The following is a 14,380-nucleotide window of genomic DNA, read 5'->3' as shown; positions in this document are numbered from 1 at the left end:
CTAGGGTGATCAGATTACCCTAGGGTGATAGTGCCGGTTCCCGACCCTTGGAGGTTCCCGATGACCACGCCTGGCTCGACCGCAGCATCCGCGGGCAGCGCGCGCCTCCTCGAGGCCTTGCGTGGGGGTCTGATCGTTTCGTGCCAGGCCTATCCCGGTGAGCCGATGCGGGACCCCCGCACGACGACGCAGGTCGCCCAGTCCGTCGTCCGCGGCGGTGCCGTAGCGGTCAGGATCGAGAGTCCCGACGACGTCCGTGCCGTGGCCGCGCAGGTCGAGGCGCCGATCGTGGGCCTGTGGAAGGTCGGCGCCGAGGGTGTGTACATCACTCCGACGCTCGAGCACGCGCTGGCGATCTTGGAGGCAGGTGCGAGCATCGTGGCGATCGATGGCACCCGGCGTGCGCGCCCCGACGGCCTGACTTTGGCGGAGACCATCACTGAACTGCACAGTCGTACAGCGGCCATGGTGATGGCCGATTGCGGTTCCCTGGCGGACGCCGAGGCCGCGGCCGAGGCGGGTGCGGACGTGGTGAGCACCACACTCTCCGGCTACACCAGTGAGCGCCAGCCCGGGCCAGGACCCGATCTCGACCTGGTGCGCGAGATGGTTGGTTCGGTTGACGTCCCGGTGGTTGCCGAGGGGCGGATCCGGACGCCGTCGGAGGCGGCTCAGGCGCGCCAGGCCGGGGCGTATGCGGTGTGCGTCGGGACGGCGATCACGCACCCGGCGTCGATCACCGGTTGGTTCCGCGAGGCGTTGTAGCCGGGGAGAACAGCGATACGGCAGCAATTCAGAGCCCACGTGAGAGCAGCCTGATCGTTACAGCGCCGTGACCCTATGGATGTGCATAGCCCCGAAGACTCATGCAATGGTGGAGTATCGCCGCGGGCCGAGAGGGTACCCGATCGTGTGCTTGCGGCACCGTCACGACGCGCATACGTCCGCGTGGTGAACGTCCATGGAATCTGACCCGGGAGCATCGTGCCGGCCATTGAGGCAACAGGTCTGACCAAGATCTTCGGCCGCCGTCCACAGCGCGGCGTGAAGATGCTGCGCGAGGGTGCGACCCGCGAGCAGCTCATGAAGGAAGGGCTGACCGCAGCCGTCATCGACGCCACGTTTGACGTGCAGCCCGGCGAGATCTTCGTCGTCATGGGACTGTCCGGTTCGGGAAAGTCCACGCTGATCCGTAACGTCAACGGGCTCCTGGAGCCCACCGCGGGCACGTTGCTCGTGGACGGCGACGACGTCACGCACCTGCCGCCGGCAGGATTGCGTGCGCTGCGCCGGAACAAGGTCAGCATGGTCTTCCAGCACTTCGCGCTGCTGCCGCACCGCACCGTGGGCGAGAACGCCGCCTATGCGCTCGAGCTCAAGGGCGTCTCCAAGGCCGACCGTGAGAAGGCAGCCGACGAGGCGCTCGGCATGGTTGGACTCGGCGGCTGGGGCGGCCATCTGCCCTCGGAGCTGTCGGGCGGGATGCGCCAGCGCGTGGGCCTGGCCCGGGCGCTCGCGGCCGGAACCGAGATCATGCTCATGGACGAGGCCTTCAGTGCACTCGACCCGCTGATCCGCAAGGAGATGCAGGACCAGCTGCTCGAGCTCCAGGCCGACCTCGGCAAGACGATCCTGTTCATCACGCACGACCTGAACGAGGCGATGCGCCTCGGCGACCGGATCGCGATGATGCGCGACGGAAAGATCGTCCAGATCGGCACCGCCGAGCAGATCCTGAACGAACCCGCCACTGACTATGTCTCCCAGTTCGTCGCCGACGTCGACCGGACGCGCGTGCTCACGGCCGGAGCGGTCATGGAACGTCCCGTGGCTGTGATCGGCAGCGAGTCCGGACCTCGCGCTGCGCGCAAGCTCATGAGTGAGCACCAGACCAGTTCACTCCTGGTGGTCGGACGTGACCGCAAGGTCGTCGGCGTGGTCTGGGAAGACGATGTGGCCGAGGCGATCCGCCAGGGAAGCGACAACCTGCCGCGTCCCTCTCGCGCCGTGGCGCAGGTGAGCCCGGAGACCCCGCTGGCAGAACTGTTCGGTGACGCGGCCGAGAACCGGAGCCCGCTCGCCGTCGTGAACGAGAAGGGCGCGCTGATCGGCGTCATCCCCAGGGTGACCCTGCTGAGTGCGCTCGCCGTGCCGAACGGTAGCGAGAACGGGACCAGCACCGATTCCGAGGCCGACGCCACAGCCGGAGGTGCCCGATGAGCTTCATCCCCCACATTCCGCTGGGTGCAGGTGCCGAAGCCGCGGTCGATTGGATCAAGCTCAACCTGCCGGTGGTCCTGGATGCCATCAGCGACTCGTTCAACTTCCTCGCTGGTGAGCTCACCGACCTGCTGATGCTGCTGCCCGCGCTCGTGCTTGCGGCGCTCTTCGCCGTGCTCGGCGCGTGGGTCCGGTCGTGGAAGTTCGCCGTCTTCGTGCTGCTGGGCATGACCCTGATCATCAGCATGGAGGTCTGGGAACCGGCGATGCAGACGTTGTCGATGGTGCTCGTGGCGACGTTGGTCGCGGTCATCATCTCCATCCCGGTGGGGATTCTGGCCGCGAAGAACGGGACCGTCAGTGCGATCGTCCGACCGGTCCTGGACTTCATGCAGACGATGCCTGCCCTGGTCTACCTGGTGCCCGTCGTCATCTTCTTCAGCATCGGCTTCGCACCCGGTGTGGTCGCGACCATCATCTTCTCGCTGCCGCCCGGCGTGCGGCTCACCGAACTCGGTATCCGCCAGGTCGACTCCGAGACGGTCGAAGCCGGTGAGGCCTTCGGCGGTACCTCGGGTCAGATCCTGCGAGGCATCCAGCTTCCCCTGGGCTTGCCGACCATCATGGCCGGCATTAACCAGGTGATCATGCTCGGCCTGTCGATGGCCGTCATGGCCGGATTTGTCGGCGCGCCCGGCCTCGGGAAGATCGTGACGGGTGCCTTGGCTACTGTCGATGTCGCGGTCGGATTCGAGGCAGGCCTCGGCATCGTGATCCTGGCCATCTTCCTCGACCGTCTTACTGGCGCCATCGGCCAGCCAACTCCCGGTTCGATCGGTGCGGCATGGCGGCGTCGCCAGTCCGCCAAGGCGGAACTCGCGGCGGCGAAGTCGCGTCGACCGGCTCCCGGTGCCGGTGTCGGGCTCTGAGCCCGCTACTACCTGCTACTACGAAACCCACAGTCGTCGATACAAGGAGAACACATGCGAATCGCACATACCCGCCGCGGCCGCGCCTCGGCCGTCGTGATGGCTGCCGCCATCGGTCTGACCCTCGCCGCTTGCGGCGACGGCTCAGGTGAGGCCGAAGAGACCACCGGTGACGACACCGCTGGAGAGGAGACAGGGGGCGACGAGGCCGGTGACATGGGCACGATCACCCTCGGCTACATCCCCTCCTGGACCGACGGTCTGAGCACCGCCTACCTGCTCGAGAACAAGCTCGAAGAGGCCGGTTACACGGTCGAGCACGAAGAGCTCACCGAGGCCGGCATCCTCTACACCGCCCTCGCCGGCGGCGATGTCGACATCTACCCCTCCGCGTGGCCCGAGGTCACGCACGCGCAGTACATGGAGGAGTACGGCGAGAGCATCGAGGACCTCGGCACCTACTACGACAACGCCAAGCTCACCTGGGCGGTGCCGGAGTACAGCGAGATCACCTCGATCGCCGAGCTGCCCGACTACGCCGACGAGCTCGGCAACCGCATCATCGGCATCGAGCCCGGTGCTGGTCTGACCGCCGCCAGCCAGGACAGTGTCATCCCCACCTACGGCCTGGACGAGGCGGGCTTCGAGCTCGCCACCTCCTCCACCACCGCGATGCTCGCCGAGCTGGAGAGCGCGATCAGTGCTGAGGAAGAAATCGTCGTGACGCTGTGGCGTCCGTTCTGGGCCAACGCCACGTACAACGTGCGTGATCTGGAGGACCCGGAGGGTGCGCTCGGTGAGTCCGAGGGCCTGCACTTCCTCGCGACTGACGGCTTCTCCGACGAGTTCCCCGAGGTTGCCGAGTTCATCGGTGGCATCTCCCTCGATGACACCCAGTACGGCGCCCTCGAGAGCTCCGTCGTCAACGACAACCCGGACGACCCGGCCGCCGGCGTGACCGCGTGGCTGGACGAGAACGCGGACGTGGTTGGCTCCGTCGGCGAGTGATCGCCTGAGCTAGTCCCCGAAGGGCCGGTCGACCGCCATGGTTGGCCGGCCCTTCGCATGTGGTGTGGTCTCGCTGACCGGAGCGACACGAATGCGTGGAGCTCGGGGCCATGGTGCCGCAGACCGACGTAGCCATGTCGTGTCGGTCAGGGAGATCGTCGGAGCGGGATTGGCTGGGGTCAGGGACTGTCGATCTGCTCCCGCGAAAAGTTCAACAATGACGAACATTGATGTTTGTTACCGTTCTGGCATGTCCGTCTCCCAGCTCTCGGCGAGCGCACAGAACTATCTGAAGGTGATCTGGGCGCTGCAGGAGTGGACCGGGGATGAGGCCACGCCGTCGCAGATCGCCCTCCGGGCAGGGGTGCGGCTGTCCACCGTCTCCGATGCCGTCCGCAAGCTCACCGATCAGGGCCTGGTGGAGCATGCGCCGTACGGCGCGATCACCCTCACCGACGCCGGCCGCACACATGCGCTGGCGATGGTGCGCCGCCACCGGCTCATCGAGTCCTTCCTGGTGCAGGTGCTCGGTTACACCTGGGACCAGGTGCACGACGAGGCAGAGACTCTGGAGCACGCCGTCTCGGACTTCATGGTCGAGCGCATCGATGACCACCTCGGGCACCCGACCCGGGATCCCCACGGTGACCCCATTCCCACGGCGGACGGGCAGATCGACGTGCCGGACGCCGTCGTACTCTCGACAGTCCAGCCCGGGAGCCGGGTACGGGTGGAACGCATCTCCGACGACGACCCGGCCCTGCTGCAGCACTTCGCTGAGCAGGGCCTCGGGGTGGGGGCAGAGCTGGAGGTCCGAGCCGGCGCGCCCTACTCGGAGGCGATCGAGGTCGTCCTTCCCGACGGCGCACCCTCCCTGTCGCTCGGACGCTCGGCCACCGACGCCGTATGGGTCACACCCGTCGACTGAACCGACCGCTCGATCACCGGGGGTGAAGTTGACGTCGATGATCGGCCCATAACCGACGTCAAGTTCACCCCCGGTGAGGGTGGGGGTCGTGAGGGTGGGGGTCGTGAAGGTGGGGATGAGGGTGGGGGTCGTGAGGGAGAGGGCGGTGGGATCGAGGACCGGCCACCGCCGGGCGTTGCCTGTGCCTGCGGCGCTCGCGGACCTTCACGATCGTCAGCGCCACGGCGAACAGCAGCCCGTAGAACACGGCCATCCCTGCGCTGGTGGCGGCATCGAGCACGTAGGCGAGCCCGAACCCGGCCGCCGCACCACCGGCGGCGATCACCACGGCGAGCACTAGGGTGGCCGGCAGCCGACGGGAGAGCAGGTGCGCCGTGGCCGCCGGCACCACCACGAGTGCCAGCACGAGGATCGCCCCGGAGGCATGGAACGCGGCCGTGACCGTGACCGACACCAGAAACATGAAGGCGGTTTGAACGGCACCGGTGCGGATGCCGATCGAGGAGGCGAACTCCGGGTCGAAGGTCGTGACGGTCAGCTGCCGGTACATGACGGCGATCAAGGCGATGTTCGCCGCCAGCACCGCGAGCATCACGTACAGATACGTCGGCCCGAGCGAGACGCCGCCGACGATCCACTGCTCGAAGGCGGCGAGGTTGAGGTCGCCGACCAGCACGGCATGGGTGTCGAGGTGGACGTTGCCGAAGTTCAGCGTCACGGCGATCACCCCGGCCGCGAACAGGGCCGGGAAGATCAACCCCTGCGGGGAGTCGCCGGTGAGCAATCCCGTCCGGCCCAGCCATTCCGCACCGAGCACCACGGCCAGCCCGGCCAGCGCCGCCCCGAGGATCAGCAGCGGGGAGCCGAGATCGCGGGTGAGGGCGTAGCCGACCACGATCCCCGGCAGCACCGCGTGCCCGATCGCATCGACCAGCATCGAGCTGCGACGCAGCACCACGAACACCCCGGGCAGCGCACATGCCACCGCCGTCACGATCGCCAGCAGCAGCACCCCGACCGCGAAACTCATGTGTGCTCACCACCCGAGCCGGCGCCCGCCCCGGACCCGTCCGAGCCGGCGCCCGCCACGGACCCACCCAAAGTCGCCTCGGTCTCGGCCAGCAGCTCCCGGCGCAGCGCGGCCCGGGCACGCGCCCGGGCCAGTCCGCGCATGATGACGCTGCGTCGCGGTGAGGCCGCGATCGAGAGGGCGAAGATGCCGAACAAGGTCAGCACGATGGCGGGCCCGGTCGGGATCTCGAGCACGATCGACAGATAGGCGCCGGCGCCACTTCCGACGGCGCCGATCGCTGCCGAGAGGGCGACCATCGATCGCAGGGTGGAGGTCCATTGTCTTGCCGCGGCTGGGGGAGTGATGACGAACGCCACCATCAGCACCAGCCCGACGGCCTTCACGCCGATCACGGTGGCGATCACGATGGTGGTGAACATCAGCGCATCGATCGCCGATGCGCGCAAACCCACCGCCGACGCATGAGCCGGGTCGAAGGTCCGCAGCGCGAACTCCTTCCAGAACACCACCATCACCAGCAGCGCCAGCCCACCCACGACGGCACTGGTGACCAGATCTGCCACCGTGATGACCGAGGCGTTGCCGAACAGGTAGTCGGCGATGCCGCCCTTGCCCGGGTAGTCGCCGTTGGAGATCACCCGCAGCAGCAGCATCCCGGCGCCGAAGAAGACCGTCAGGGAGATCGCCATCGCCGTGTCGATCCTGATCTTCGTCGCCTGCGTGAGCCCGTTGGCCGCGAGGACGGCGACCGTGCCCACGATGACGGCGCCGAGGATGAGGCCGAGCATCGAACGGCCGTCGGCACCGAGCACGACGACGGCCGTCAGGAAGGCGATCAGCGTCCCGGGGAGGGCGGCGTGGGAGATCACGTCGCTGATCAGGGACTGCTTACGCAGGTAGGCGAAGCTCCCGAGTGCACCGGCCACCAGTCCGATCACGACGGTGCCGGCGAACACGATCCGGTAGGTGTGATCGGCGAAGAACTCCAGCGGACTCATGTCAGCAGGTCCGCCAGGGCGTCGGTGTCCGTCACGTCGTAGGTGGTCCGCACGTTCTCGCGGGTGAACACCTCGTCCACCGGCCCGGAGGCGACGAGCCGCTCGTTCAGCAGGGCGACGTGATCGCAGTAGTCGGCCACCGTGGCCAGGTCATGATGCACGAGCACCACCGTGCGACCCTGGCTGCGCATCGCGTGCAGCACCGCCACGATCGCGTGCTGGCTGCGGGCGTCGACACCCTGAAACGGTTCGTCCATGAGCAGCAGGTCCGGGTCCTGTGCCAGCGCTCGCGCGAGGAACGTCCGCTGCCGTTGGCCACCGGAGAGCTCGCCGATCTGTCGCTCGGCGAGGTCCGCGATTCCCACGTGTTCGAGTGCCCTCACGGTCGCCTCGTGTTCCGTACGGCCCGGGCGTCGCAGCCAGCCGAGACGTCCGTAGGTGCCCATCCCGACGACGCCCGTCACCGTTGCCGGGAAGTCCCAGTCCACGCTGGCTGACTGGGGCATGTACGCCACCCGCTGGCGCACCTGCGCCAACGGGCGGCCGAAGAACTCGGTGGCCCCGGTGAGGGGACGGACCAGCCCGAGCATGGCCTTGAGAAGCGTGGACTTGCCGGCGCCATTGGGCCCGACGATGCCCAGCACCACACCCTCGGGTACGTCGAGGTCGACGTTCCGCAGGACGGGGGCGCTGCGATAGGCGACGCTCAGGGAACGGGTACGGGCCGCCGTCGGGGAGTTCATCGGTCTGCCTCCCTGGCCCCGAGCGCATCGGCGATCGCACGGGCGTTGTGGGTGAAGACCTCGAGGTAGGTATCGACATCCGGCTCCGCGCCGAGGGAGTCGGCATAGAGCTCCGCATCGGAGATCTGCACCTCCCAGCCGAGGGAGCGGACGGCCTCGGTGAGGCTGGTGATCGCCTGGGGGTTGGCCTGGTTGTCCTGGAAGATCACCGGCACCTCGTTCTCGGCGATCAGCCGGGCCAGTTCGCTGAGTTCGGAGGCGCTCAGCTGGGCGGTGGTGGAGATGAAGTCCGTGGCCCGTACGTCCAGGTCGTAGACGTGGCCGAAGTAGGCGAAGGCGTCGTGGCCGGTGATGACGATGCGCGGCTCGGGAACCGTGGCGAGCAGGTTGTCGACCTCATCGGCGGCGGCCTCGATCTGCTCGATGTAGGCGGCCGCGTTCTGCTCGTACTGAGCGGCGTTCGCCGGGTCGCTCTCGGCGAGCTTGTCGGCGACCTCCGCCACCACGAGAACCCAGGCATCGGGACTGTTCCAGACGTGCGGGTCGTGCAGAGGGTTGCCGTCGGCATCGGTATCGGGCCAGGAAAGGAGGAGATCCGCGGGAAGCTGGTCTCCGACGGCGAGCTGCCGGTCACCGAGGCTGCTCAACTGATCGATCATCTGCGCCTCGAGGTGGAGGCCGTTCCAGAGCACCACGTCCGCGGACTGGATCGTCTGGATGTCGCGCGTGGAGGGTTGGTAGGTGTGCGGGTCCCCTCCCGGACCCACCATCGTGGTCACCTCGGCCTCCGGGGCGATGTTCGTGACGGCGTCCGCCAGGTAGCCGGTGGTGGCATAGACGGTCAGGGCGTCCGTGTCGTTGTCGCCGGGCCCCGCGGCGCCGGACGTGCTGCCGCACCCGGCGAGCAGGAGGGCAGCCATGACCGCGGCGATCCTCGGTGCCACGCTCGTAGCGCCGCGCGCGCGCCTTCCTCCCGGGTGGACACCTGCGGTGGGCAACACGGTCTTCACCACGCTCCTCGGTACTGGGAACTCAAAAGTTCGTCGTACCGAAGTTATAACCTGGCAGCGGCTACGTGGCAAGTGGGCGGGTAGGTGGTGACCGTCGGCGCAGGACGTTCACCCGATGCGGAACTCGCCGATCTGCGTCTCGCCATCCACTTCGTACACGGGAACGAGCGCAGTCTGCCCAGCGGCGCGTTCGGTGTACTCGACCGCGTCCTCGGGCGACGTGGGCTCCGGGCCGAACGCGAGGCGAAGGTCCTCGGCGTAGACATAGCCGACCTCACCATTGGTCGCGATCGCGGCGATCAGGTCCGGCTCGCCGTAGACGTCATTCGGCGTTCCATACGTCTGCCCGTTCCCGGTCACCGCGAATGGCTCAACGACGACGTCCTGGTACCAGAGGGAGATCTGCCACGACATGTCCGCAGGCGCGTCGACGGTGAGTACGCCGTCGTCACTGATCAGCATGTCCCTCCCGCTCCACAGCGGCAGCGAGCCGGACGAGCGTTCGCCCGCCGAGCACGTCACCGCTGCGCCACCCGGAAAGTCCACCGTTCCCGGGTCCAGGCACGTCAGGTCGAACCACACCTGGTCCGTCTCCTCGGGTGCTGGTCCGAGCGCGATCTGGCCGGGACCGGTGTGCACCTCGGTGACCGGCGGCGTCACATCGATCTCGTTCACCCCCGCGCGCAACTGATGGACGGCGTAGGCGGCTGTGGGAACCCCCGCGGCCAGGGTGAGCCCGGCACCCAGGGCGAGCCACCGCCGTCGGTGAGCTGTGGTTGCCCGGCGGACCAGCTCCACCCGCAGGCCCTGCGCGAACTCGTGATCCATCGACGCGTTCATGATTCCTCCTCGATGCCCGCCCGGGTGGCGTGGGCGACGGCCCGCACTCGTGTTCGGGCGCGGTGGAGCCTGCTGCGGGCGGCCGTGTCGCTCAGGCCCAGAAGGTCAGCCGCCTCGGTGATCTGATAGCCCTCGAGCACAACAAGGCAGAGCAGATGCAGATCGGGTGCAGACAGGGATCGCAGGCCTTCCAGCAGGTCTTCGCGTATGCCCTCCTCAGGCGGCGCCACCTCGGGCGAGCGGGGTAGCCGCTCCAGCAGCGTCCGATACCGCCGGGTGGCGCGCTGCTGGTTGCGCGCCACGTTCGAGGCGGTGACGAGCAACCACGGAAGAACCGAGCCGTTCACCAGCCGCACCCGCCGGCGTAACCGCCACAGCTCGAGGAAGGCCGCAGCGGTCACGTCCTCCGCGTCCGGCTGGGTGTCGACCAGGCGCCATACGTGCCGGTACACGCGGTCGTGGTGGCGGTCGAAGACGAGGCCGAATGCCTCCCCATCGCCGCGCAGTGCACGACGCCACGCCTGCGACTCCTCCATACCCTGTAGTGTCCGGCGGCGCGCAGAACGTTGCACCGCCGGACCGGAAGGGTCAGCTGTGCTGGCGACGCGCCCTTCGCACGCACAGCCCGCCGAGGAGGAGCGCGGCCAACACCGCGACCATCGTCGCGAGGTCGGCGCCGGTGTCCGGGAGCGCGGGTGGGGCGTCGACCGGTGCGGCCTCCACGGTGATCGTCACCTCGGCCTGCGCGGCGGTGAGGTCGGCGCTACCGGCGAAGCTGGCCATCAGTGTCTGCTCGCCCGCTGTACCAGGTGTGATCTCGCACTCCGCGCGTCCGTCAGCATCGGTGACGCCGGTGCAGGTCTGGTCGCCGAGGGTGAATGCGATCTCCTGCCCGGACAGGTCCACATCGGCGGCGTCGCCGCCACCGATGATCTCCGTGGGCACCGCGAACCGGGCCCGGTCACCGGCGGGTGCGCCCTCCACGGCCGGAGCGGCGAGCAGCACGCTGACCGTGACCGGCTCGCCTTCGGTGGCCTCATCCGGTCCCAGAGCCGTGAGCGTGGTGGCGGTCTTGTCCACATTGGCCGTCGTGGCGGCCGAGGACGGCAGGTAGTCGTCGGTGCCGGAGAACTCGGCGCCGTATTCCTGCTCACCGGCGGTCAGGGGTGTGACCTCACAGGTCGCCGTCCAGCCTTCGTCGGTCTCGGTGAGCGCGACCTCGGCACACTCCGCGATCGGCTCACCACCGGCGGTGAAGGTGACCGTACCCGAGCCGTCGGTCGGGCTGACCGTGGCGGAAAGCGTCACCGGTGCCGGGAAGGCGCCCGCTGGGCTCGCGGTGAGGGTCGTCGCGGTCGCTGCGGGCAGCACCTCGACACCGGCGGAGGCGGAGGAGGACTCGTAGTCATCCGTCCCGGCGTAGGCGACCTGGACGTCACCGGACTGGGCGACGGTGACGGCGTCGAACGCGCACGTGGCCACGCCATCGGCGTCGGTGGTGGCGAGGCACTCCTCGCCGGACCAGATGAAGGTGAGCGACGCGCCTGCCAGCACGGATCCGTCGACCGCGTTGATGAGGGTGCCCGTGAGGGTCACGTGCTCACCCACGGTGACCGTCTCGGGCGCCACGAGCGCCAGGGCAGTCGGTGCGGGCGCCACCGTGACCTGCGTCGAGCCCTCGGAGGGCTCGTAGTCGGCAGTTCCGGTGTAGGACGCGGTCACCGTGCTCTCGCCGACAGGCAGTGCCGCCGTCGAGCACTCCGCCGTCCATGTGCCCTCGACGTCGGCCAGCGCGATCTCCTCACAGCCCTCGATCACATCCTCACCGGCTGTGAAGGTGACCGTGCCGGCGCCGACGGTCGGCGCGACCTGGGCGGTGAAGGTCAGCGGTTCGGTGAACTCGCCGGCGTCCGGGCCGGTGACCTCGGTCGTGGTGGGGGCGGCCGCGATGGTCACCGGCTCGGAGGTCTGCGCCGGGGTGATGTCGGTGGAACCCGCGAAGGTGACGGAGACGGGAGAGGTCTGGGCCGCCGTCGGGGTGAACGTGCACTCGGCGCTGCCGGGGAAGTCCGTCGTACCCGTGCACGTCTCCCCGTCGAAGGTGAACGTGACCTCAAATCCCTCCAGGGTGGGTGCGAGGCCACCGAATGCAGCGTCGAAGTCCGCGGAAACGATAAGCGGCTCGCCGACCACGCCGGTGACATCGCCGGTGTAGGTGAGGGTGGCGGGGGCGCGGAGCACCTCAACCGTCGCGGTGTCGGAGGAGGTGAGGTAATTCGAGGTGCCGCTGTAGGTGGCGACGATCTCGTTCTCGCCGACCGGCAGGGTGGCCGTGGTGCACTCGGCCGTCCAGGCACCCTCGACGTCGGCCAGCGTGATCTCCTCGCAGCCCTCGATGGCGTCCGCACCCGCGGTGAAGGTCACGGTGCCCGCGCCGTCGGTCGGGCTCACGGTCGCGGTGAGGCTCGCCATGCCCCCGATGACGATCTCCTCGGTACCGGTGAGGGTGGTGGTCGTGGCGGCGGCGCCGACCTGCAGCTGCTCGGTGATCGAGTTCGGCAGGTAGTAGTCGGTGCCTTCGTGGGAGATCTCGACCGATACCGCGCCGGCGGACGGCACCGTCAGTTCGCACGTGGCGCGGCCGTCGTCGCCGGTGAGGGCGGTGCAGTCCGCAGCGGAACTGCCGGCGAGGGTGAAGGAGATCTCGATCCCCTCGAGCGGATCGGCGTCGCTGGTGAGTAGTGCGTTGACCGCCAGGGGTTCACCGACGGTGCCGCTCTGCGGACCGGTGTATTCGAGGGTGGTGCTGCGGCGCAGGGCCTCGATCGCGATCGTGTCCGAGGATTCGTCGAAGGTTTCATTACCGGAGTAGGTGGCGGTGACCTCGTGCTCGCCGACGTCGAAGGCGGCGACGCAGTTGGCCACCACGCCGCCGGTGAGGTTCACCGACTCGCAGCCCGGGAGTGCGCCCTCGTCCGTGGTGAACGTCACGGTGCCGGTAGCGATGACGGACACGGTGGCGGTGAACGTGACCGTCTCGCCCCAGACGGGGGTGTCGTCGTCGACGTCGAGCGTGGTGGTGCTGGCCTGCTGGGAGACCTGAATGTCGCCGGTCTCGGTCGCAGCCTCGACGGTGGCCGACCCGTCGTAGGTGAGGGTCAGTTCGACCGGCCCGGCAGAGCTCGGCGTGACGGTGCACGAGAAGGAGCCCTCGTCATCGACCGCGCCGGAGCAGTTCTGCCCGTCGAAGGAGAGCGAGACGTTCTCGCCGCTGAGATCGAGCGTCGGGCTGGTCAGGAGCACCGCGAGCTCGAACGGCTCCCCGACCGTCACCGCGGCGGGCCCGGTGTAGGCGAGGGTGGACTGCGCCTTGTTCACGGTGACCTCAAGGCTGTCGCTCGAGGGGAGGTACAGCCAGGACCCGCTGAACTGGGCCAGATAGGAGTGGCTGCCGACCGTCGGCTGGGCGATCGTGCAGGTGGCGGCGCCGCTGCTGACGGGCTGGTCGGCGCAGACCGCCCCATCCTCGGAGAAGGCGACGGTCCCGCCGCCAGGGATGGGGGAGACGGCGGCGCTCAGCGTCAGCGACTGGCCGAAGCGCAACGACGTTGTGCCGCTCAGCGTGGTGGTGGTGGAGATCTCGTTCGGGGTGACGGTGACCGACGCAGTGACGGGCGAGGTGCCGCTGATACATCCCGCACCATCGATGCTCAGGCAGTAGGAGAAGGAGTCCGGGCCGGAGTAGCCGGAGTCGGGGGTGTAGGTGAAGGCACCGCTGTTGGTGGTGTCGAGTTCACCGTTCGCCGGCTGGGACGTCACCAGGCCGACGTAGCTGATTCCCCCGGACGGGGCGGGATAGAGCGTGCCACTGTGGGAGGAGTCCGCCGCCACCGAGAACGACTGGTTGCTCAGGGCCGGGTACACGGCGATCGAGGCCTGTGCCCCGGCACTGATGCAGAGTCCGTCGTCGGCGAGGCAGTAGTCGAAGTACGCCCGACCGGTGAATCCGGCGTTGGGCGCGAAACTGAACGACCCGTCCGGCTCCACGGTCGCGGTGCCCCCGAGTGACTGTCGAACGAGGAGCGTCTCATCGTCGATGTTGCCGGCGTCGACGAGGAGCCCCTCGGACGCGGGGACGTTCAGCGTCTGACCTTCGAGCGCCTGGTAGGCCTGCGAGTACAGGTAAGGCTGACCAACATAGAGATAGGCCGTCACCGTGTTCGAGACGCACGTTCCCCCGGAGGCGAGGCAGTAGTCGAACGAGCTCTCGCCCGCGAATCCCGGGCGGGTGGTGAAGGTGAGGGACCCACTGGGACTGACCTGGAGGGTGTTCCCGATGCCGACGCTGGTCGCCACAACCATTACCTCGTAGCCGGCCGCAGCGACGTCGTTGCTCATCACTCCCGGCGCCGGGACGTTGATCGGTGTGTCGATCGGTGAGCCATACGTGTCGCCGTACGCCACCGGAGTAGCCGCCTGCGCGGGAGCCGCAATTGCGACCACCCCCACCAGGACGAGGAACGCTACGACGGCGCTGGAGATGATGCGCGTGAACGACGCGCCGGCGCGCGCAGGCGCGGTGCTGACAGACATGAGACCCCCGGGTCACGATGTAGCCCAGTCGCCACACCCAGGCTATGTCTATCGGTTCTTGTACGCACGCACAACGAT

General features: G+C 68.4%; 12 protein-coding genes. 5 read left to right on the top strand and 7 right to left on the bottom strand.

The features are described 5' to 3' along the window. The first annotated feature begins 60 nt into the window (after positions 1-60). From IM660_RS19460 to IM660_RS19440, 5 genes are all read left to right on the top strand, one after another. Positions 61-765, top strand: a complete 705-nt coding sequence (locus IM660_RS19460) for an N-acetylmannosamine-6-phosphate 2-epimerase (RefSeq protein ID WP_193497392.1) — start codon at positions 61-63, stop codon at positions 763-765. A 219-nt stretch (positions 766-984) separates the two neighbouring features. Then, entirely contained in the window at positions 985-2,220 is a 1,236-nt protein-coding gene (locus IM660_RS19455) for a quaternary amine ABC transporter ATP-binding protein (RefSeq protein WP_193497391.1), read from the top strand. After that, positions 2,217-3,149: an ABC transporter permease gene (locus tag IM660_RS19450; RefSeq protein ID WP_193497390.1), complete on the top strand. Its 933-nt coding sequence runs from the start codon at positions 2,217-2,219 to the stop codon at positions 3,147-3,149. The genes IM660_RS19455 and IM660_RS19450 overlap by 4 nt, the downstream gene beginning before the upstream one ends. A 54-nt stretch (positions 3,150-3,203) precedes the next feature. Continuing rightward, positions 3,204-4,157 (top strand): glycine betaine ABC transporter substrate-binding protein, encoded by a 954-nt coding sequence (locus IM660_RS19445; RefSeq protein ID WP_193497389.1) that lies wholly within the window; start codon positions 3,204-3,206, stop codon positions 4,155-4,157. 250 nt (positions 4,158-4,407) lie between these two features. After that, positions 4,408-5,085 (top strand): metal-dependent transcriptional regulator, encoded by a 678-nt coding sequence (locus tag IM660_RS19440; protein ID WP_193497388.1) that lies wholly within the window; start codon positions 4,408-4,410, stop codon positions 5,083-5,085. A gap of 64 nt (positions 5,086-5,149) precedes the next feature. Here the strand turns inward: IM660_RS19440 and IM660_RS19435 are convergent, their stop codons facing one another. The 7 genes from IM660_RS19435 to IM660_RS19405 all read right to left on the bottom strand — a co-directional run bounded on the left by IM660_RS19435 (position 5,150) and on the right by IM660_RS19405 (position 14,302). Next, positions 5,150-6,115, bottom strand: a complete 966-nt coding sequence (locus tag IM660_RS19435; RefSeq protein ID WP_193497387.1) for a metal ABC transporter permease — start codon at positions 6,113-6,115, stop codon at positions 5,150-5,152. Then, positions 6,112-7,116, bottom strand: a complete 1,005-nt coding sequence (locus IM660_RS19430) for a metal ABC transporter permease (RefSeq protein WP_193497386.1) — start codon at positions 7,114-7,116, stop codon at positions 6,112-6,114. Before IM660_RS19430 ends, IM660_RS19435 begins: the two co-directional genes overlap by 4 nt. Beyond that, positions 7,113-7,859, bottom strand: coding sequence for a metal ABC transporter ATP-binding protein (locus IM660_RS19425; RefSeq protein ID WP_193497385.1), 747 nt, complete (start codon positions 7,857-7,859; stop codon positions 7,113-7,115). The genes IM660_RS19430 and IM660_RS19425 overlap by 4 nt, the downstream gene beginning before the upstream one ends. Beyond that, positions 7,856-8,779, bottom strand: a complete 924-nt coding sequence (locus IM660_RS19420; protein ID WP_193497384.1) for a metal ABC transporter substrate-binding protein — start codon at positions 8,777-8,779, stop codon at positions 7,856-7,858. Before IM660_RS19420 ends, IM660_RS19425 begins: the two co-directional genes overlap by 4 nt. A 198-nt stretch (positions 8,780-8,977) precedes the next feature. Beyond that, positions 8,978-9,709, bottom strand: coding sequence for a hypothetical protein (locus IM660_RS19415; protein ID WP_193497383.1), 732 nt, complete (start codon positions 9,707-9,709; stop codon positions 8,978-8,980). Beyond that, positions 9,706-10,245, bottom strand: coding sequence for an RNA polymerase sigma factor (locus IM660_RS19410; protein ID WP_193497382.1), 540 nt, complete (start codon positions 10,243-10,245; stop codon positions 9,706-9,708). Before IM660_RS19410 ends, IM660_RS19415 begins: the two co-directional genes overlap by 4 nt. Before the next feature lie 52 nt (positions 10,246-10,297). After that, positions 10,298-14,302: an Ig-like domain repeat protein gene (locus IM660_RS19405; RefSeq protein ID WP_193497381.1), complete on the bottom strand. Its 4,005-nt coding sequence runs from the start codon at positions 14,300-14,302 to the stop codon at positions 10,298-10,300. Positions 14,303-14,380 lie beyond the last annotated feature (78 nt).

It is taken from the genome of Ruania alkalisoli (genome assembly GCF_014960965.1).
Classification (GTDB): domain Bacteria; phylum Actinomycetota; class Actinomycetes; order Actinomycetales; family Beutenbergiaceae; genus Ruania; species Ruania alkalisoli.
Note: the sequence above shows the minus strand (reverse complement) of the source record. Positions and strands in the feature narration are given on the sequence as shown.

Coding starts and splice junctions, on each gene's coding strand:
- IM660_RS19460 (WP_193497392.1), top strand. CDS start 61: ATGACCACGCCTGGCTCGACCGCAGCATCCGCGGGCAGCGCGCGCCTC.
- IM660_RS19450 (WP_193497390.1), top strand. CDS start 2,217: ATGAGCTTCATCCCCCACATTCCGCTGGGTGCAGGTGCCGAAGCCGCG.
- IM660_RS19445 (WP_193497389.1), top strand. CDS start 3,204: ATGCGAATCGCACATACCCGCCGCGGCCGCGCCTCGGCCGTCGTGATG.
- IM660_RS19440 (WP_193497388.1), top strand. CDS start 4,408: ATGTCCGTCTCCCAGCTCTCGGCGAGCGCACAGAACTATCTGAAGGTG.
- IM660_RS19435 (WP_193497387.1), bottom strand. CDS start 6,115: ATGAGTTTCGCGGTCGGGGTGCTGCTGCTGGCGATCGTGACGGCGGTG.
- IM660_RS19430 (WP_193497386.1), bottom strand. CDS start 7,116: ATGAGTCCGCTGGAGTTCTTCGCCGATCACACCTACCGGATCGTGTTC.
- IM660_RS19425 (WP_193497385.1), bottom strand. CDS start 7,859: ATGAACTCCCCGACGGCGGCCCGTACCCGTTCCCTGAGCGTCGCCTAT.
- IM660_RS19420 (WP_193497384.1), bottom strand. CDS start 8,779: ATGGCTGCCCTCCTGCTCGCCGGGTGCGGCAGCACGTCCGGCGCCGCG.
- IM660_RS19415 (WP_193497383.1), bottom strand. CDS start 9,709: ATGAACGCGTCGATGGATCACGAGTTCGCGCAGGGCCTGCGGGTGGAG.
- IM660_RS19410 (WP_193497382.1), bottom strand. CDS start 10,245: ATGGAGGAGTCGCAGGCGTGGCGTCGTGCACTGCGCGGCGATGGGGAG.
- IM660_RS19405 (WP_193497381.1), bottom strand. CDS start 14,302: ATGTCTGTCAGCACCGCGCCTGCGCGCGCCGGCGCGTCGTTCACGCGC.